The sequence below is a fragment of the Micromonospora sp. WMMC415 genome, assembly GCF_009707425.1.
GTDB lineage: Bacteria > Actinomycetota > Actinomycetes > Mycobacteriales > Micromonosporaceae > Micromonospora.
Genome location: NZ_CP046104.1, coordinates 4,561,977 through 4,581,133 on the forward strand (window position 1 = coordinate 4,561,977; position 19,157 = coordinate 4,581,133).

The window sequence follows — 19,157 nt, forward strand, 5'->3', positions numbered from 1 at the left end:
CCCTCCAGGTAAGGCGTCATTCCCCGGCACCCGGTCCGCCGGGTGCCGCACACTGCCGCTGACCGGCGGGGACAGCGGCGGCTCTGCCGCCGTCCCCGGCCGGCCGGTTCAGGCCGGCGTTCCGGTCACCGTCAGGTGACGCATCCGGCCGATGTTGTCGAACGAGCCGAAGCCGACCCGCCCGGAGCTGAACGTGGTGTCCTTCGCGGTCATCAGCGGGTCCTTGCGGCCGTCCAGGTAGACCGCGATCTCCCCGGTGGCCGGGAGGTGGACGACACGCACCTTGTGCCAGTCGGCGTCGACGATCGCCGGGTCGGCGCCCCGCGACCGGCCGTTCCACTGGTGGTCGATGCGCTGCCGGTCGGCGTTGTTCACCTTGAAGATGCCGTTGTGCGGCAGGATCGTGTTGTCGGTCGAGAGGTGCGCGTAGTAGAACTCGGTGTCCGAGCGCCACCCGAAGACGATGATCACGTCGCGGTTGGTCACCTCCACCGGCGTGTCCAGGCGCACCCGCGCCTCGATCTCCACCGACGACCACGCCGGGCCCTCGGTCAGGACGGCGTACTCGAACGGGCGGCGCGGGCCCGGCCGGCTCACGCCCGCCTCGGCGAGGATGATCTCGTCCTTGTCGAACTGCCACTTCGACGGCGTCACCGGCGCCCAGCTGTCCGGGCCGGACGGCTTGTGCACCCGGGTGCGGCCGACGTCGCCGCTGGCGAACTCCCTGGTGTCGGTGACCTTCCAGATCTTGCCGTTGGCCTTGGCGAGGATGTACAGCTCACCGGCGGCGTCGGTGCCGAAGCGAAGGTCGACCCGTTCCGGGTTGCCCGGCGCCCCGGGGCCGGACAGGTCCTGCATCCGCACCGGGCTGCCGGCGGCGTCGAACAGGGCGAGCCGGTGGATCGGCGCCAGCCCCTCGCCGCGGCGCATCTGGTGCGCCTCGGTGTAGAGGACCTGACCGTCGACGAGGTCACCGAAGACGTACTTGCCCTTCAGCTTCGGCACGTCCTTGCCGCGGTAGACGAACCCGCCGGCCACGGCGACGCCGACGTCGGAGGTGCAGTTCCAGTTGGGCGCCGGGTTGTGGTCGTACGCCGCGACCGGGTACGTGTAGCCGTACTCGGCGTCGTTCGCCGGCAGCGGAAGCAGCTTGTCGCAGGCGCTCCCCGCCTTGTCGAAGACGAACGCGCCCTCCCGCTCGCTCCAGCCGAAGTTGTCCCCGGCACGCACCTCGTAGATCGCCTCGATGGCGTGCTCACCGATGTGCCCGAGGTACATGCGACCGGTGGCCCGGTCCCAGCTGAACCGGTGCGGGTCCCGGAAGCCGAGGGCGTAGACCTCGCCGAGAGCGCCGTCCCGGCCGACGAACGGGTTGGACGCCGGGATGCCGTACCGCCCGTTCGCGGAGTTGGTGCCGCTCGGGTCGATGCGCAGCAGCTTGCCGTGCACCATGCCCAGGTTCTGCGGCTCGGTGTTCCGCACGCCGGTGCCGCCGTCGCCGACGGCCAGGTACAGCAGCCCGTAGTCGTCCTGGCCGGGCCGCGCGGTGGGGTTGAAGTTGATTTCCTGGACGCCGTGGATCTGGCCGGCGAAGCCGATCCGCAGTACCTCACGGCGGCTGCCGGCGAACGTGTCGGCGGCCGGGTCGGTCGCCGTCCACTCGTTGATCACGCCATGGAAGATGGCGTTGGCCTGCGCGTAGTCCGGTGTCCTGGTCGCCAGCGACGCCTGCTCGGTGTGGATGGTGTAGAACCGGCCGTTGCTACCGAACTCCGGGTGGAACGTGACGTAGCCGAAGCCCTGGCCGAGGCCTCGGCCGGAGAAGAACTGCGGCGCGAAGGTGGCGGCCACGTCGAGGTAGACGTGCGGCACGCCGTCCTGCACCAGGTAGAGCGTGCCGTTGAGGTCCGGCACGGCGCGGCGGCCGGACCCGTCGGGCAACTCCATGAGGGTGTTGATCCGGGCGGTCCGCATCAGCCGCTGGTCGGTCGGGGCCGGCGTGGGGAACGACTGCGGGAAGCTGGCGTACTCGGTGAGGACCAGGCCCAGGCGGGACTGGGTGGGCATCTCGACGATCGGGTCGTCGACCGGTTCGGCGGCCCGGGCGGGGCCGGCGACCAGGATGGACAGGACGAGCGCGGCGGCGGTGAGCCCAGCCGTCAGCGTGGATCTGCGGATCTTGCCGATACTGCGCACGCGGGTCTCCTTCGCGGGTGAGGCGGTACGGAGGGTGGTCAGCGGGCCATGTAGCGGTACTGCTTCTCGACGTCGCTCGCCGAGACCACGCTGTCGAGGAACATCAGGGCGTCCATGCGGCAGTCGCAGGGGTTCCGCTCCAGCGTGTCCTGCGGGAAGCTCCCGCCGATCTTGATGCCTCGCGGATCCGAGGCGGTCGTCACGTGCGGGCCGGGACCGGACACGAGCCACGGGTCGTCGCTGCGCGTGTAGAAGCCGTCCAGCGGCGTGCCGTTGCGGTAGAGCGCCATCGCACCGGTGTTGAAGTCGAAGGTGGCGGCGAGGTGGACCCACTCCCCCTTCGGCAGCAGGGTGCGCCAGTCCTCGCTCGCGGCGAACGTCTGCGAGTTGCCCCCGTCGAGGCGCCGGCCCAGCGCCACCAGGCGCAGCTCGCCGTTGACGTCGATCAGCTCCAGCAGGGCGCGGACGCCGTGGCCGTCGGAGTCGCCGGTGAGCACCCCGGCCAGGCCGATGGCGTTGAACCGGTCGGTCGGGTTGGCGGTGGTGGAGTTGAGCGCCGGCGCGTCCATCTCCGACTTGAACCAGCCCATGACGGTGGTGCCCTCGGTGCCGGCGAAGGCGCGCAGGGTCCGCACGCCGCTCGCCGACCAGATCCCGGCCTTCCAGTCGTCGTTGCCGGCCTGGGCCGGATTCACCTGCCGGGTCTGCAGGGCGTCACCGCTGCCGCGGTAGGCGCGGTCCGGCACCCGCATCGCGGCGCCGCCGTTGACGAGCTCGATCTCGGTGCCCGAGCGTCCCTGGTCCCGCTCCAGGGCGGGATCGCCCTCCACCGGGTGGTCGAAGTCGTAGAAGGCGACCAGGCTCGATCGCAGGTGCGGGTGGACATCGCGCGGGTTGTTCCGGTCCGCGTGCGCCGGGAGCGCCCCGGCGCCCGCCAGCACACCGGTCGCCAGTACGGCGGCGGTGGCGACGGCGAACCGTCTCGTTCTGGTCATCGCGTACACCTCGTTTCAGCTCCTGCGTGGGCACTGCAACCGCTTTCGGAAGCGCTTACGCGCTCACGCTCCAACTCTCGTGTGTGCCGCTGTCACGTCGGGGTGGTTACCGCTTCGGGGTCGCCGTGGGCTCGGCGGGCCGGCCGCCGAGGTAGAGCTCGCCGAGCTGCGGGTCGGCGAGGAGTTGCGGTGCCGGCCCGGAGATGTGCACCCGACCGAGGTCGAGTACGCACCCGAGGTCGGCGGTCTCCAGCGCCCGCCGGGCGTTCTGCTCCACCAGCAGCACCGCCGTACCGGCGTCGCGCATCCGCACGACCTGCTCGAAGACGGTGGTGGTGGCCTTCGGGTCCAGTCCCATGGACGGCTCGTCGAGGAGTACGACCTTGGGGCTGACCATGAGGGACCGGGCGAACTCCACCTGCTTCTGCTGGCCGCCGGAGAGCAGCCCGGCGAGGGAGTTCCACCGCTGCGCGACGACCGGGAAGACCTCCTTGACGAAGGCCGTCCGCTCGGCGATGAGCGCCTTGTCTCTCAGCGTGTAGCCACCGAGCAGCACGTTCTCCGCCACGGTCATCTCACGGAACACGCTGTGGCCCTGGAGGACGTGCGCCACCCCGGAGGCCAGCATCCGCTGCGGGCCCTGGCCGGTCACGTCCACGCCGCCGACCAGGATCTTCCCGGAGCGGGGCTTGAGCAGCCCGCTGGCGACCTTCAGGACGGTGGACTTGCCGGCGCCGTTGGGGCCGACGAGGCAGACGATCCGCCCGGCGGGCACCGAGACGGTGAGGCCGCGCAGCACCGGCGCCGCGCGCCCGTAGCCGGCCTGGATGTCGACGAGTTCGATCTCAGACGCCAAGGTAGGCCCCCAGCACGCGTTCGTCGGAGCGGATGAGCGACGGCGGCCCCTCGGCGATCGGGCGGCCGCGGTCGAACACCACGATGTGGTCACTGACGCTCATCACGAGGTCCATGTTGTGCTCGACGATCACGAAGGTCCGCCCCTCGGCGTTGAGCTCGCGGACCAGGGTGCCGATCCGGTCCAGCAGCGCCGGGTTGACGCCGCCGGCCGGCTCGTCGAGCAGTACGGTCTCCGGGTCGCTCATCAGCACGCCGGCGAGTTCCAGCAGCTTCTGCTGACCCCAGGACATGTTGCGGGCCTCCACGTCGGCGAGGTGCTCGATGCCGAGGCGGGTGAGCCAGCCGCGCGCCCGGTCGACCTCCGCGCGGGCCCGGGCGCCCCGCAGCAGCCCGGTCAGCCCGACCGGCCGTACGGCCGCGAGGACGTTGTCCAGCGCCGTCATCCGGGGGAAGACCCGGCACAGCTGGAACGTACGCCCCACACCGGCGCGGACAATGGAGTGCGGTGCCGCGCCGGTGATGTCCCGCCCGCGGTAGGTGACCTGTCCGCCGTCCGGCCGGATCATCCCGGTCACGCAGTTGAAGAAGGTGGTCTTGCCCGACCCGTTCGGGCCGATCAGGGCGTTGACCTGGCCGTGGCGGAACTCGACGGTGGCGCCGTCGAGCGCGACGACCCCGCCGAACGCCTTGGTCAGCCCGTCGGTCGCCAGACTCCGTACCTCGCTCATGCCGTCCCCTCCCTGGTGGACTCAGGGCGGCTACCCGCTGCGGCGTCCACCGGTTCCCGGGCGGCCGGCACGCCGGCCGCCGCAGCCCGCTGCTCGCGCAGTTCCGCGGCCGTGACCTCGCGGATCGAGCTCTGCGCCGGCCGTAGCCGGCCCAGCAGCGAGCCGATCGCGGGCAGCACACCGTCGGGCATGAAGAGCACGACCAGGGCGAGCAGCAGGCCGGTCGCGACCAGGTGCAGCTGCGTGTCGCCGAACTCCACCTTGAAGTACTCCAGCCCGATGCCGACGATGAGCGCGCCGACCAGCGGGCCGAACAGGTTCCGGACACCGCCGAGCAGCGCCATCAGCACCAGGTAGGAGCCGGTGAGGATGGAGAACTGGAAGACCGGGTCGAGGTCGCCGAACCACAGCGCGTACAGCCCGCCGCCCAGGGCGGTGAAGGCCGCCGAGACCACGAAGACCACCAACTTGTACGCGAACGTCGGGGTGCCGAGCGCCTCCGCCTTGTCCTCGTCCTCCCGGATCGCCTTGAGCCCCAGCCCGAACCGCGAGCGGTCGATCGACCACCAGGCCAGCAGCGCGAGCGCGAGCAGGCCGGCGAAGAGGTAGTAGAACACCCGGTGGTGCTCGGGACGGAGCAGGTCCGGGAAGGGCCGCGGCACGACCAGTCCCCGCGATCCGCCGGTGAGCGACGCCCAGCTCTGGAAGACCAGCAGCAGGATCAGCACCAGCGCGATCGAGACGATGACGAACGACGCCCCGCGGACCCGCAGCGCGGCGAAACCGATCGGTACGGCGAGGGCCGCCACCAGCAGCGCCGCCACGACCAGGGCCACGAAGCTCGGCAGCCCGGCCTTCGTGACCAGCAGCGCCGTGCCGTAGCCGCCGAGGCCGGCGAGCGCCCCGTGACCGAGGGAGATGTAGCCGGTGAACCCGCCGACGAAGTTCCACGACGTCGAGAGCACCGCGAAGTTGAGCACCACCACACCCGCCGACAGGATGTACGGGTTGGGCGCCAGGGACGGGAACGAGAGCACCGCCGCGGCGAGCAGCAGGACGGCGACCACCTTGACCACCCGGTCGACGCTGCGCCGCCCGGTCGTCGCCGCCCCGGTGGGCGGTACGGTCGCCGGCGAGGTGGTCGCCGGTGCCGTGGTCGGCTCAGAAGCGCTGGGCAAGGCGACCTCCGAAGAAACCTTGTGGCCGGAACGCGAGGGTCGCGAACAGGGCGAGGTAGAAGATCGTCTGCGCCCAGGTCGTGCCCAGCGGGATCTGGAGCAGGCTCTGCAGCATGCCGAGCACCATGGCGGCCATCGCCGCGCCGGGTACGCTGCCCAGACCGCCCACCACGATGATCGCCATCAGCGGGCCGATCCAGTGCCAGTGCAGCGACGGGTAGATGGTGGTGTCGAGGGCGAGGGCCGTACCGCCGATGGCCGCGGTGGCGAGGCCGAGGCCGAAGCCGTACCCGGCCACCCGCTCGGTCTCGATGCCGACGAGCCGCGCCGCGTCACGGTGCTGGATGGTCGCGCGCAGCGCCCAGCCGAACGTCGTCTTCTTCATCAGCAGGTAGAGGGTGAGCAGGGCGACGGCGGCGAGGCCGAACGCGATCAGCTTGACGACCGCGACGCGGGCGCCGAAGATCCCGAAGCTCGCCGAGCCGTAGCCCAGCTGGATGCGCCGCTGGGTGCCGGTGAAGACGTAGCCCAGCAGGCCCTCGATGAGCACCGCGATGGCGAAGGTCAGCAGGACCGACATCATCGTCAGGGTGACCGGCCGCAGCCGGGCCAGCAGCACCCGCTGCAGCAGTACGCCGCACGCGAAGAAGAGCGGCACGGTGACGATCATCGACAGCAGCGGGTCGACGCCCAGCCGGGTGTGTGACCACCAGGCGAGGTACGCGGCGAGGATGAGGAACGCCGAGTGGGCGATCATCACGACCCGCATGATTCCGAAGTAGAGGGTCAGGCCCGCCGCCAGGAGGGCGTAGAGCCCTCCCAGCAGCAGACCCAGGATGATGCTCTGGAAGAGCAGGGCACCGGAGGGCATGACGTCCTACCAGGCCGGCTTCGGGTAGACCAGGTCGGTCTCCTTGGCATCGGCCGGGAGCACGATCTGGATCTTGCCGCCCACCCACTGCTGGATCATGTGGGCGCCCTTGGGCTTGCCCGTCTCGTCCCAGGAGAGCGGACCGACGACCGTCTCCACGGTGTTGGTGCGGACCCACTCGACCAGCTTCTTCTGGCAGTCGCCCTGCTCGGCGCACCCGACCGCGGTGACCGCCGCCGCGACGACCTGGCCGGTCGTGTACGCGTTGGCCTCGTCCTCCTCCGGCGGCGAGCCGAACTGCGCGGTGTACTTCTCGACGAACTCCGTGTTGCTCGGGTACTTCGCGTCCTGCGTGTACCCGGTCGGCGAGAGGATCCCCTCGGTCTTGTTGCCGATCGCCGCGGCGAACTCGGGGTTCGTCGGGGCGGTGGAGAAGGCGGCCAGCTTCGGCTGGTACCTGAGCTGCTGGAGGGCGACGATGAGGTTCACCCCGTCCTGGTACTGCGAACCACCCACCACCATGTCGGCCTTCGACGCCGCGATCTTCGCGGCGATGCTGCCGAAGTCGGTGGTGTTCGGTGGGTAGACCTCGTCGACAACGGTGCGGACACCGCCCGCCTCGAGCTTCTCCTTGAGCCCGTACGCCGTGCCCTGCGCGAACGGGTCGTCCATGGCCGCGTACGCCGCGGTCTTCGGCCGCTGGTCCGGCGGCAGGGCGAGGATGTACTCGGCGAGGTGGTTGTAGTGGTCGTTGGCCACCGCCGGGGCGGCGTAGAACAGGTTCTTGAAGCCCTGTTCGAAGACCTCCTTCGCCGCGCCCGCGGGCTCGACGAAGAGCATGCCGTACTCCTCCGCGACGCGGGCCGCGGGCACCACGAGGCGGGTCGAGAACGGACCCACGACGAGGTCGACGTTGTCCTTGCCGATGAGCTGCTCGTAGTCGGCGACCACCCGGTCGGCGTTGGACTGGTCGTCGAGGATCTTCAGCTCGACCTTGCGGCCGAGCAGGCCACCCTTGTCATTCGTGATCTTGGCCCAGGCCTCGTAACCGCGCTGGACACCCTTGCCCGGCTCAGAGAAGTCGCCGGTCAGCGGCAGGGAGATCCCCACCACGATCGGGTCGTCGGCGCCGGCCGACCCGCCGTCATCACCACCACCGCAGGCCGTCAGCGCGAGGGTGAGGCTGGCGCCGAGTGCTGTCATCCACTGGATTCGCTTCATCCGGGTTGTCATCCCGAGACGCTCCTTTGCCGGGACGGAAGCGCTTACGAAAGCGCTTTCGTAGACTAGGCTGTGGTCGGCGTCACTGGCAATAGTCAGATGACAGAGAAGTTTCCGGGGAGTTGCCGATGCCCAAGCCTGGCCCGAGGCTGCGCCTGATCGACGTGGCGGAGCGCGCCGGCGTCTCGCTCGCGACCGCCTCCCGCGCCCTCGCCGGGCGGGACGGGGTCAGCGAGGAGGTGGCCCAGCGCGTCCGGCAGGTCTCCCAGGAACTGGGGTACGTCGCGAACCCGTACGCCCGCACCCTCGCCGGTGGCGCCAGCTCCACTGTGGGCCTCGTCGTGCACCAGGTCGACGACCCGTACTTCTCCGAGATCGCCGGCGGGGTCATCCAGGTCGCCGCCGACGAGGGGCTGCTGGTGCAGATCTGCCACTCCGGCCGGGACCCGGACGCGGAGCTGCGGCAACTGCGCCACCTCATCGCCCAGCGGGTGGGCATCATCCTCATCGCCGGTTCCGGCTACGACGACGCCCGTGTGGAGGCGGAGGCGCGGGCGGAGCTCGCGGAGTTCCAGCGCCAGGGCGGGCGGGTCGCCGTCATCGGCCGGCACGCCCTCGGCGTCGACGCGGTCCTGCCGGACAACGAGGCCGGCGGCCGCGCGCTCGCCCGGCACCTGCTGGACCTGGGGCACCGCCGCATCGCCGTCGCCGCCGGCACGGCGGGCCTCACCACCGTCGCCGACCGGCTCGCCGGAGTCGCCTCGGCGCTGCGGCAGCACGGGCTCTCCCTCGACGACCTTCCCGTGGTCCACTCCGACTTCACCCGCGACGGTGGCCGGGTGGCCGCCGAGCAGATCCTCCGCGACCACCCGGACACGACCGCGATCGTCGCGCTCAACGACGCGATGGCCATCGGTGTGCTGTCGACGTTGCGCGCGCACCGTATCCCGGTGCCCGAGCGGATGTCGGTCGTCGGGTTCGACGACGTCTCCGTCGCCGCCGACCTGGCACCCAGCCTCACCACCATCCGGCTGCCGATGACCGACATGGGCCGGATGGCGCTGTCGCTGGCGCTGAAGCCCCGGCCGACCCGCCCCCGACGCCGTCCCACCGGGCATCTCCTCGTGGTCCGCGACTCGACCGGGCCCGCCCCGGCGACTGCGCCGACAGTGGCGCCGGCGGCCGACCAGGCCGAGGGCCACCGCGCCGGCACCCTGGCCCAGCCCGCTACCTAGAGCCCGGTCCCCACCGGCTCGCTCGGCCCGCCGGGAGGCCACGCTCCACGCGACGGCCGGTGCCGGGTGGTGACTCCCCCGCGCCGGACGGCGTCTGCTGTTGCCCGACGGACAGCAGGCGGGCGCCGGCCCCCCGCTGCGCGGAGGGCCGGCGGGTGGGCGTCAGGCCGTGACGACGTCGGCGACGACGCAGGCGACGTTGTCGGGTGCGCCGTGCTCGTACGCCAGCTCGACGAGCCGGTCCACGACCTCCTCCGGACCGGCGGCCGCGCCGAGCGTGGCGGCCAGGTCGGCGCGGTCGACGACGGCGCAGAGCCCGTCCGAGCAGAGCAGGTAGCGGTCGCCGACGACCACCGTACGCAAGGCCAGGTCGGCCTCCACCGGGGTGCCGCCGGCGCCGAGCGCCCGGACCAGCAGGGCCCGCCGCGGGTGGGTGGCGGCCTCGTCGGCGGCGAGCGCGCCCCGGTCGACCAGCGACTGCACATACGTGTGGTCCCGGGTCAGCTGGGACAGCTCCCCGCTCCGCAGCACGTACGCCCGGGTGTCGCCGACGTGCACGAGCGCGAGCTGACCGCCGGACCGCAGCAGCGCCGTCAGGGTCGTGACCGGCTGGTGGTCGTCGACCGCCGCCCGGCGGACGGTGCGGTCGGCGTCGGCGACCGCGTCGGCCAGCACGGGGAGCAGCGCGGCGGCGGGACCGTCGGCCGCCTCCAGCGACGTGAGGGCGTCGATGGCGGCGGCGCTGGCGGCGGCGCCGCCGGGTCCCCGCATGCCGTCGGCGACGGCGAGCAGGCGCTCGCTGGCGTACGCGGCGTCCTCGTTGCTGTCCCGCGCCGTTCCGGTCTCGCAGCGGACGGCGAAGCGGAAGCCGAGGGCCTGGTTCGCATCGGACATGGTCGTGTCCCTTCCGGAGAGGAGGTCCACGAGGTGGGTGGCGACCCGGCTGCGGGCCACGGTGTCCGCCGTGACGTGCCGCCACCAGGCGCGCACCGCGTCGGCCGCCCCGGCGGCCGGCAGCTCGCACACCCGACGGATCTCCGCCAGCGGCATGCCGATGCGGCGCAGCGTGGCGATCAGCCGGGCCCGCTCCAGTTGGTCCGGGCTGTAGAGCCGGTAACCGGACTCCGGGTCGACCGCGGCGGGCGGGAGCAGTCCCGTCTCGTCGTACAGGCGCAACGCCTTCGGCGTCAGACCCGCCGCCCGGGCGAACGATCCGATGGTCAGCAGCTCCACGTCGCCATCCTCCTCGTACCGGCCACCGCGGCCGGCACGCCCCAGACTCGGCCTTCCCCGAAGGTCAAGGTCAAGAGAGGATGCCCGGAGTACCGACTCGGCCCGGACCGCCGCCAGCCCTCCTCGAGGGCAACGAGGCCTGCGTCGCCACCTGGATCGGCACCGACGGTCTCGGCTACCCGTGACCGCCGGCGTCAGCCGCCCGTCCCGCGGACCGCCTCGATGATCGTCTCGGCGACCTCGGCGGGCTGGGACACCCCGATCGCGTGCGAGGCGCCGGAGATCTCCCGGGAGCCCCGGGGGCCGGCCCGATCCGCCATGAACCGGTGTGCGGCGACCGGGATGTTCCGGTCGGCGTCGCCGAAGATGAACCAGGAGGGCAGGGAGCGCCAGGCCGGGCTGGCCGCGCTCAGGTCCTCGCCGAGCGCCTGCTCCGTCACCGGCCGTTGGGTCCGGGCCATCACCGCCGCCAGGTCGCCGGGCACGTCCGCGGCGAACTGCTGGTGGTAGGCGTCCTGCCCGATCGCCACCTCGTTGCCGCCGGTGGACACCGGATAGGACACCAGGGTGTCGGCGAGCGTGCTGCCGGGGAACTTCTGGGACAGCGTCAGCGCCGACTCGCCGCTGTCGGGGCAGAACGCGTTGACGTAGACCAGGGCACGCACCGACGGGTCGTCCGTTGCGGCGGCCGTGACCACCATGCCGCCGTACGAGTGGCCGACCAGCACGACCGGCCCGCCGATCCCCCGCATCACGTCCCGCACGTACGCGGCGTCCCCCGCCAGGCCGCGCAGCGGGTTGGCGGCGGCGACCGCCGAGTATCCGGCACCGAGCCGCTCGATCACGCCGTTCCAGCTCGCCGAGTCGGCGAACGCGCCGTGGACGAGGACGACCGTGGGCTGCTGATCTGACACGACGTCCGCTCCCTTGCGTCGGGGCGGTGGCGCGTACGCACACCGCCCGGCCTGCACCCGGCGCGGCTGATTACCCACCCGTCGAGGGTGAAACGCAGGGCGTGGCCCTCGACCACAGGGCGGCTGCGCCCCCCCGGTGACGGGGTCAGCGGGTCGACGCGGCGGGTGCCGCGCCAGGAGCGCCCGCAGCTCGCGTACCGCGGCGCGCCCGGCGCGGTTCGCGCCGACCGTGCTCGCGGACGGCCCGTAGCCGACCAGGTGGATGCGCGGGTCGGCGACCACCCGGGTGCCGTCCATGACGATGCCGCCGCCGCGCCCGCGCAGCCGCAGCGGCGCCAGGTGGTCCAGCGCCGGCCGCCAGCCGGTGCACCAGAAGATCACGTCGGCGTCCACCCGCGCGCCGTCGCGCCACTCCACGCCGTCGGGGGTGATCCGGTCGAACATCGGCCGGCGTACGAGGACACCGCGGTCGCGGGCGCGCGCCATCTGCGGCGTCCACGGCAGGTCGATGACGCTGGCCACGCTTCCCGGCGGCAGGCCGGCGCGCACCCGCGCCTCCACCTTGGCGATGACGCCGAGCCGGTACTCCTCCGTGTACTCCGCGGAGTCACGGAACACCGGCGGTCGGCGGGTCACCCAGGTCGTCGCCGTCGCGACGTCGGCGATCTCCACGAGGAGCTGCGCGGCGGACGCGCCGCCACCGACCACCACCACGCGTTTCCCGGCGAACTCCTCCGGCGCGCGGTAGTCGACGGTGTGCAACTGCCGGCCGCGGAACGTCTCCTGCCCGGGATATCGCGGTACGAACGGCCTGGTCCAGGTGCCGGTGGCGTTGATCAACGCCCGGGTGGCCCAGGTGCCCTGGTCGGACTCCACCAGCAGCCGCCCGTCGTCGCCGTTGCGGACGGCCGTGACGGCGACCGGCCGGCGTACGTCGAGCCCGAACTCCTGCTCGAAGGAGGCGAAGTAGGCGGGCACCGCGTCGGCGGCCTGCTCCTCGGGCGCCGGAGGCGTGAAGTGCAGGCCGGGCAGGTCGAAGATCCCGTGCACCGTCTCCATCCGGAGCGTCGGCCACCGGTGCTGCCAGGCCCCGCCGGGCGCCGGGTTGGCGTCCAGGACCACGAAGTCGAGGCCGGAAGCGCGCAGGTGGTACGCGCTGGACAGGCCCGCCTGCCCCGCTCCGATCACCACGACATCCGTCTCTGGCACATCCCGGACAACAGCGCGGACGTCACCCGCCATCCCTCCGGCGATGGATCTCACACGTCCTCGACCGCGCGGAACACCCCGGTCAGGGCGAGCCGCGGGCATTTTGGCACATGCCGGACAGCGACTCCTCCGCGCGGGGGAGACCTGCCTATGCTCCGGACAGCAGTCGCCCAGCTCAGGGGGCACACGATGGTCAACCCCTACCGAACGAGCCGGAATCTTCGTCACTTCCCGGCCGCGGCCCAGCGAATGGCCGACGCGTCCGTCGACGAGCGCGCCGAGCGCCGCCGAACGGTCATCGAGGACCGCAACCGCAAAGCCGCCGAGGTGACAGCCGGCGCCGGCGACCGGCTGCGCCGGCTGCTGGGAGACGACAACTGGTCGGACCTGACGACGCTGATGCGTCAGGAACGACTGGCACTGCGTGACCTGCTCCAGCCGCCGCACGGACTGACGTCACGCTTCGACGACCTCAACCAGGCCCGGAAGCAGAAGGCCGACGCGTTCCTTCGCGCCCGGAAGATCAGGCGCGACGAGCTCGCCGAGATCCGGGAGGACTACCACGAGGCGTTGGCCGACGTCCTCGCTCCCTGCGACGCGCACGTCAGCCCCGGCTTCCACCTCGCCGACAACCTCGACGCGTGGCTGCGGCTGTCCCCGCTCCACGACCACGCGCTCCCCTGGGGAGACATCAAGCCGGACGACGAGCCGGGCCCACACCGGTGGGCGGTCCACCGCCCGCCGTTCTTCGGGTTCACCTTCGGCTTCCTCCCGGTGCGCAGTGACAACTTCGTCGTCGACCGGGTGCACACCCTGAACCCGTCGCTCGGTGACGTCGGTATCACCACCACGATGGACAACAGCGACGCGGACGACTTCGACTACGCCTCCGCCGACGGCTTCAGCACTGTCGCGTTCTCCTTCACCCCGCCGACATCGGGCCTGGTGGAGGTCCTCATCGACGCCCAGTCCGTGCTGGCGACGCACCACCTGGAGACGGAGGACGAGTGGGGGTGGTCGGAGTCCAGGACGAGCCAGCAGAACTCCCTGATGCTCGACGTCCTGCACCCCGACGTCGCCGAGCCGTCGTACGCCGAGATGTCGGTCTTCGTGGAGGAGGAGGACGAGGATGCGACCCACGACCGGGAGAACCTGACCCGCGGCGCCCACTACTTCGCGCACCTGTTCAGCGCGGGACCGGTGCCCGCCGGTCAGCCCGTGATCGTGTGCGCGGGGACCCGGTCGTTCGACAAGAGCGGCACCAACGACGTCGCGATCCACAGCGAATCCGACTTCCGGTGGTTCATCAGCTCGGTGGAGGTGCGGATCTCGCCGTAGCCGGCACCGCGCTCAGTCGGAGATGCCGGTGTACCCGACGACCTTCTCCACGGTCAGGCGCACCAGCAGCTCGCCCGGCACGGCGTTGCGCGTCCCGTACGCCTCGGCCAGGTCCGGCCGTACGAGACGAACCGCTGCCACTCCCCGTCGCTCATCGGCTTCGCCATGCGTACTCCGCTTCTCGTCCTGACCCTGAGGCGCGCGCAGCCGCGCCTTCGGACGACACCACTCTGCGGTGCCGCGCCCACGTCGTCCAGAGCGGCTCGGTCGGTGGACGAAGCATCGTCGGGGCAGGCGGGGCCCGCGGCCGCTGCTCACCTGGCAGCTACTCCTCGGGGACGCCCGGACCGACCTCGCCACGCTGGAGGTGCTCGGCGTTGCGGTCGGCTTCGCTGTCGGCGTGCGCAGCCCCGGCGGCCGGGTCCACGGTGCGGCGTCCCTCGGCGTCCTCGTAGACCTCGCCGCGCTCAAGGGCCTGTTCCTGCTGCGAATGGCTCTGTCCCGGTGCTGTCACGACCACCTACCTACCCTGCACCCGCCCCTGCAAACGGCTGATGCCCGAGCGCCCAACGTTGGGCTTCGCGCCGACTGAGGCCCGAGGGTCAGGAGTGGCTGGTTCTTCCCCCGGACCTGAAACGCACTACGCGCTGCCGCCCGCGGGAGGCGACGACCGCACGGACGTCTTCGCGGCCACCCGCGCGGCCAGCCGCTCGTCGAGGTACCCGGCCAACTGCGCGTCCTCAGCAGCGGTCAGGGTGGTCCGGCACAGGTACCGCTCCTGCCGGTCGACGCATTTCAGGTGGTACGCCGCCGGGGAGCGAGTGGCATGCTCGATCGCTGTCCAGGGCACCCGCAGCGAGGTGTGGACGGTGTGCCACTCGACGGCATCGGCGGTGCAGACGTACCGCAACGGCACCAGCAGGTCCGGGTTGCGTCGCGTGTGCAGCGGGCCGTTGACCACCCCGGCGAAGCACCAGATCACCCCGATCGGGAGACCGAACAGCCCGGCGACGAACCACAAGCCGTCGGCCGCGAACGTACCGAGGCTCGTGACCGACAGCAGGAGACCGACCATGGCGAACATCTGACTGGTACGGCGCACGTCTCGCCGCAGCAACCGCGCGAACCGGGCGTCAGGGGTGACGACCAGGTCGAACCCGTTCTCCAGACCTACGCTGTTGCCCGTCTCGTCGCCCACCCGTACCTCTGTTCCCGCCCTTGAACACGACCCGTCGACGAAATGTAGACCGTGCGGCCCGACAAGGGTGTCCCCTGCACCAGCGTCTCGTTCACATCCAGCGCGGCGAAGCCACTCAGCGCCGGCCGGGGGCGACGTGCTGCCGTGGCTGTCGGCGATGGTGGCGCGCAACGGTACGGAGTTCACGGTGTGCGCCGGCCCGGGCGCCGAGTGCAAGGAGTTCTCGGATCCGAAGGCCACGATCATTGAGCAGGACGGTGCTCACCTCCGGTGCAGTGATCGCCCCGGCCAAGAGCTGGCCGGGCCGCCGCACCCCCCATTGCGGAGTACGGCGACCCGGGATCTCGGGCGGTTCCGTCAGCCGTTGAGGAACGCCAGCATCTGTGCGATCTGGTCGATGCGGGACTCCTGGACCCGGCGGGCGAACTCCTTGGTCTCGGGGTTCGCCCCCTCCTTCGCCTCCCGCTGGGACATCTCCACCGCGTTGTGCTGGTGGCCGACGAAGAGGTTGAGGAACTGCCGGTCGAAGTCGGCCCCGGCCGCCTTCTCCAGCGCGGCGATCTGCTCGGCCCCCGTGGCCGGCAACCCACCGTGCGCGGCGTGCGAGCCCGGGTCGTGGTCGACCGTCGTGGGCTTGGACCAGGTGTCCAGCCACGACTTCATCATCGTCACCTCGTCGCCCTGGGTGGCCTCGACGGCCGCGGCGAGGGTCTTGATCTCCTCCCGCTGCGCCCGCGTCTTGGCCAGCCGGACGAGCTGCAGGCCCTGCCCGTGGTGGGCGACCATCATCTGCAGGTACATGACGTCGGCGTCGTTGTGGGTGTTGCCGGCCTGCACGGCCACGGGGGCCGGCGCCGGCGGCGCCGGCTCGTCGCGCGCGGTGCCGCAGGCGGCCGTCGACAGCGGCACCACGACGGCCAGCAGCAGGGCCGCACCGATCCTGGTGCCGCGCCTCATGCCGGCAGCCAGAGGGCGAGGGTGAACGGCGACGGCTCCCAGCTGCGGATCGCGGTGTGGGGCTGCCGGCAGCGGTAGCGCTTCCCGTCGAACGTGACCTCGTCGCCGATCCGGTACGCGGTACCCGCCGCCCAGGCGGCACCGGTCGGCGCACCGGTCTGGCCCGGGTTCGCCGGCGCGGTTGCCGTCGCGGTCTGCGTGGGCTGGCCGGTCGGGGCCTGCGTCGGGGTGCCGGTGGGGGTGGGGGCCGGCGTCTGGGCCGGCGGGGTGCCGCCTCCGCCGCCGATGTTGAGGTCGATGCAGTTGTAGAAGGCCATCGGGGTGTCCCCGATGTTCCAGACCGCCAGGACCGTCTGCCGGCCCGGGAACCTGCTCAGGTCGACCTGGTGGGTGACGACCGCCTCGGGCTGCCGGTTGCCGTCGTCGAACACGGCGACCCGGGTGTCGCCGATGAAGTACTCCCAGGTGCTGGTGCGGTGCCGGGCGGTCAACGTCCAGCTGAAGCTGACGGTGTCGCCCACCGCGCGGGCGGGCCAGTTGCGGCTGTCGTCGTTCAGCACGGCGAACTGGGAGAGCCCGCCGTCGCAGCGTTTGAGCCCCTTCGGCCCCTCCACGCTCTGCGGCTCGAACTGGATCGGGCCGCAGTCCGGTACGGCGCGCTGCGCGCACAGCGCCTGCCGGCTGGGCGGCGAGGAGACGTACCCGTGCGCCGAGGCGGGCGACTGGAACGCCAGCGTCGAGCCGGCGGCGGCCGCGACCGCCGCGAGGGGATAGGCGATGATCTTGCGAGTGGCCATCGTTTCGTCAACCGTCCTGTCGGTGGGTCACCGGACCGTCCGGCACCCCGAGTTACGACTGAGGACGCTAGGCACGGGCGCCATAACGAAGCCTTAAAGACTCCAGAAAGGATCTTTAGAGCGCGGACCGTGATCGCCCCGGCACGGTACGGGCGGTGCCGGCTCAGCCGCGATCGGCGCGCCGGCGACGCTCGGCCGGCCCGGCCGGCGAGGCGGGCGCGGCGTCCCCCGCCAGGACCAACGCCACCCGGGCGCCACCCAGCGGTCCGCGTCCGATGTCGAGCCGGCCACCAGCGGCGGTGGCCACCCGCTGCACGATGTCCAGGCCGAGCCCCGTCGAGCCGGCTCCGCTCGCGCCGCGCCGGACGGCCGCGGCGGGGTCGGCGATGCCGGCGCCGGCGTCGTCGACGACGAGCCCCTCCGGCGAGACGGTGACCCGGAACGCCGACCCCTCCGGCGTGTGCGCGAACACGTTGCCGAGCAGGGCGTCCACCGCCAGGATCAGGTCGCCGCGCGACAGCGGCAGCAGCACCGGCCGGTCGCCGCCGACCACCGACCAGGGGCGCCGCTGGTCCTCGGCGAGCACCGACCAGAACGCCAGCCGGTCGGCCAGCACCTCGACCAGGTCGGCGCTCTCGGCGCCGCGCTCGCCCACGCTGCGCCGGGCCCCCGTGATGATCGCCTCCAACTCCTCGTCGAGCAGGTCGCAGGCCTGCCGCATCCGCTCCCCGATCGGCCCGGGCGGCATCGCCTCGGCGTCGAGGCGCAGGGCCGTCAGCGGCGTACGCAACCGGTGCGACAGGTCGGCGGCCAACTCCCGCTCGGCGTCGATCAGCCGCCGCATGTCCTGGGCCAGCCCGTTGAACGCCTGCGCGGCGTCGCGCAGCTCCGGCGGGCCGTCCGGGGTGACCCGGGCGGTCAGGTCGCCGGTGCCGAGCTGCCGCGCGGCGCCGGCGAGCCGGCCGGTGGCCCGCACGATGCGGCTGCCCAGCCGATCGGCGACGAGCGTGGAGCCGCCGACCAGGACGACGGCGAGGACCGCGAGGGCCAGCCAGGACCGCCACACCCCGCGCTCCATGTCCTCGCGGGGCACGTACACCTCGATCACCGCGGTCCGGCCGTCGCCGATCACCGTGGGCAGCAGGTACGCCAGCCCGCCGCCGGCGTCCGCGGTGACCGGGCGCCGGTACCCGGCGGCGAGCGTCACGTCGGCGGCGGTGGCGTGCACCACCCCGACCGGGGCCACGTCGGGCAGGTGCACGGCGAGCCGTCCCTCGTTGCCGGCGGCGGTGCTCACCACGGCACGCGTCAGCAGCTGCGGGTCCGCGTCGACGGCGAGCGCCGCCACCATCGCTGCCGCCTGCTGACGGGCGTCGCCGATGGCCCGGTCGTGCGCGAGCTGGCGGGTCACCACCGCGAGCGGCACCAGGAAGGCCAGCGCCACCATCGACGTGATGGCCAGCGCCAGCCGGTTGAGTGCCCACCTCATCGCGACCTCCGCCTCGTCCGGGAGCCGACCGTCATTCCGGGTCGACCATCATGACGCCGACCCCGCGGACGGTGTGCAGCAGCCGGGGCTTCGCGGCCGTCTCGCCGAGCTTGCGCCGCAGCCAGGAGATGTGGACGTCGATGGTCTGTTCCTCGCCGATGCGGGCCTGCCGCCAGACCTCGGTCATCAGCTCCCGCCGGCTCACCACCTGCCCGACCCGCTCGGCCAGGTACGTGAGCACGTCGTACTCACGCCGGGTCAGCTTGAGCGGCTCGCCGTTCAAGCTGACCCGCCGCTCCTTCCGGCTGATCACCAGCGGCCCGACGGTGATGGCGCCGGGCCCCTCCTCGTCGACGCCGCTGCGGTACCGCCGAAGCACGGCGGAGATGCGGGCCAGGATGTGCCCGCCGGAGAAGGGCTTGGTGACGTAGTCGTCGGCGCCCGCGTTGAGCAGGTGGATGATGTCGGTCTCCGACCGGCGCGCGGTGGCGACGACGACCGGCACGTCGGAGACGGACCGGATCATACGGAGCGCATCGGTACCGTCGATGTCGGGCAGCCCGAGGTCGAGGAGGATCAGGTCGGGCTGCTCCTCGGTCAGGATGCGCAACGCCTCGGCGGCCTGGCCGACGGCCCGCACGACATGACCCGCGTCGGTCAGCGCGCGGGACAACGCCGCGGTGATGATGCGGTCGTCCTCGACCAGCAGGATCAGCGCCATAGGATCACCATAGGCACCG

The 19,157-nt window shown here is 72.2% G+C and carries 18 protein-coding genes; 2 read left to right on the plus strand and 16 right to left on the minus strand.

Annotation, left to right across the window (positions count from 1 at the left end; genetic code table 11):
• Positions 1–108: 108 nt before the first annotated feature.
• From GKC29_RS21535 to GKC29_RS21565, 7 genes are all read right to left on the minus strand, one after another.
• Entirely contained in the window at positions 109–2,196 is a 2,088-nt protein-coding gene (locus tag GKC29_RS21535; protein ID WP_155332546.1) for a sorbosone dehydrogenase family protein, read from the minus strand.
• A 38-nt stretch (positions 2,197–2,234) separates the two neighbouring features.
• Positions 2,235–3,191 carry a LamG-like jellyroll fold domain-containing protein gene (locus tag GKC29_RS21540; protein ID WP_155332547.1) on the minus strand — a complete coding sequence of 319 codons (957 nt, stop codon included), beginning with the start codon at positions 3,189–3,191 and terminating at the stop codon, positions 2,235–2,237.
• A 106-nt stretch (positions 3,192–3,297) separates the two neighbouring features.
• Positions 3,298–4,047 (minus strand): ABC transporter ATP-binding protein, encoded by a 750-nt coding sequence (locus tag GKC29_RS21545; protein ID WP_155332548.1) that lies wholly within the window; start codon positions 4,045–4,047, stop codon positions 3,298–3,300.
• A complete protein-coding gene (locus GKC29_RS21550) occupies positions 4,037–4,777 on the minus strand; it encodes an ABC transporter ATP-binding protein (RefSeq protein WP_155332549.1) in 741 nt (246 codons plus the stop codon). The genes GKC29_RS21545 and GKC29_RS21550 overlap by 11 nt, the downstream gene beginning before the upstream one ends.
• Positions 4,774–5,955 carry a branched-chain amino acid ABC transporter permease gene (locus GKC29_RS21555; protein ID WP_230688748.1) on the minus strand — a complete coding sequence of 394 codons (1,182 nt, stop codon included), beginning with the start codon at positions 5,953–5,955 and terminating at the stop codon, positions 4,774–4,776. The genes GKC29_RS21550 and GKC29_RS21555 overlap by 4 nt, the downstream gene beginning before the upstream one ends.
• Positions 5,939–6,826, minus strand: coding sequence for a branched-chain amino acid ABC transporter permease (locus GKC29_RS21560; protein WP_155332550.1), 888 nt, complete (start codon positions 6,824–6,826; stop codon positions 5,939–5,941). The genes GKC29_RS21555 and GKC29_RS21560 overlap by 17 nt, the downstream gene beginning before the upstream one ends.
• Before the next feature lie 6 nt (positions 6,827–6,832).
• Complete coding sequence (locus tag GKC29_RS21565) at positions 6,833–8,059, minus strand: amino acid ABC transporter substrate-binding protein (RefSeq protein WP_230688749.1); 1,227 nt, start codon at positions 8,057–8,059, stop codon at positions 6,833–6,835.
• Positions 8,060–8,175: 116 nt separating this feature from the next.
• Here GKC29_RS21565 and GKC29_RS21570 point away from each other — a divergent pair, with 116 nt between their 5' ends.
• The gene (locus GKC29_RS21570; protein ID WP_155332551.1) at positions 8,176–9,282 is read left to right on the plus strand and encodes a LacI family DNA-binding transcriptional regulator; all 1,107 of its coding nucleotides are present in this window, start codon (positions 8,176–8,178) and stop codon (positions 9,280–9,282) included.
• Positions 9,283–9,444: 162 nt separating this feature from the next.
• Here the strand turns inward: GKC29_RS21570 and GKC29_RS21575 are convergent, their stop codons facing one another.
• Positions 9,445–10,515, minus strand: a complete 1,071-nt coding sequence (locus GKC29_RS21575) for a MerR family transcriptional regulator (RefSeq protein WP_155332552.1) — start codon at positions 10,513–10,515, stop codon at positions 9,445–9,447.
• Between the two features lie 194 nt (positions 10,516–10,709).
• On the minus strand, positions 10,710–12,740 hold the full coding sequence (locus GKC29_RS30615) for an alpha/beta fold hydrolase (RefSeq protein ID WP_370463272.1): 2,031 nt from the start codon (positions 12,738–12,740) through the stop codon (positions 10,710–10,712).
• A 48-nt stretch (positions 12,741–12,788) separates the two neighbouring features.
• Between GKC29_RS30615 and GKC29_RS21585 the strand changes: the two genes are divergently transcribed.
• Positions 12,789–13,976 carry a hypothetical protein gene (locus GKC29_RS21585; protein ID WP_155332554.1) on the plus strand — a complete coding sequence of 396 codons (1,188 nt, stop codon included), beginning with the start codon at positions 12,789–12,791 and terminating at the stop codon, positions 13,974–13,976.
• Between the two features lie 12 nt (positions 13,977–13,988).
• On the opposite strand, the gene GKC29_RS30295 is transcribed toward GKC29_RS21585, so the two are convergent.
• The 7 genes from GKC29_RS30295 to GKC29_RS21620 all read right to left on the minus strand — a co-directional run bounded on the left by GKC29_RS30295 (position 13,989) and on the right by GKC29_RS21620 (position 19,138).
• Positions 13,989–14,117 carry a hypothetical protein gene (locus GKC29_RS30295; protein ID WP_255456049.1) on the minus strand — a complete coding sequence of 43 codons (129 nt, stop codon included), beginning with the start codon at positions 14,115–14,117 and terminating at the stop codon, positions 13,989–13,991.
• A 184-nt stretch (positions 14,118–14,301) separates the two neighbouring features.
• Positions 14,302–14,490 (minus strand): ribonuclease, encoded by a 189-nt coding sequence (locus GKC29_RS21595; protein WP_155332555.1) that lies wholly within the window; start codon positions 14,488–14,490, stop codon positions 14,302–14,304.
• 126 nt (positions 14,491–14,616) lie between these two features.
• Complete coding sequence (locus tag GKC29_RS21600) at positions 14,617–15,174, minus strand: hypothetical protein (protein WP_155332556.1); 558 nt, start codon at positions 15,172–15,174, stop codon at positions 14,617–14,619.
• A 357-nt stretch (positions 15,175–15,531) separates the two neighbouring features.
• Positions 15,532–16,131 (minus strand): DUF305 domain-containing protein, encoded by a 600-nt coding sequence (locus GKC29_RS21605; RefSeq protein ID WP_155332557.1) that lies wholly within the window; start codon positions 16,129–16,131, stop codon positions 15,532–15,534.
• Entirely contained in the window at positions 16,128–16,928 is an 801-nt protein-coding gene (locus GKC29_RS21610; protein WP_155332558.1) for a lytic polysaccharide monooxygenase, read from the minus strand. Before GKC29_RS21610 ends, GKC29_RS21605 begins: the two co-directional genes overlap by 4 nt.
• A 163-nt stretch (positions 16,929–17,091) precedes the next feature.
• Positions 17,092–18,417, minus strand: coding sequence for a HAMP domain-containing sensor histidine kinase (locus tag GKC29_RS21615; RefSeq protein ID WP_155332559.1), 1,326 nt, complete (start codon positions 18,415–18,417; stop codon positions 17,092–17,094).
• A gap of 31 nt (positions 18,418–18,448) precedes the next feature.
• Complete coding sequence (locus GKC29_RS21620; protein WP_155332560.1) at positions 18,449–19,138, minus strand: response regulator transcription factor; 690 nt, start codon at positions 19,136–19,138, stop codon at positions 18,449–18,451.
• Between the last annotated feature and the right edge of the window lie 19 nt (positions 19,139–19,157).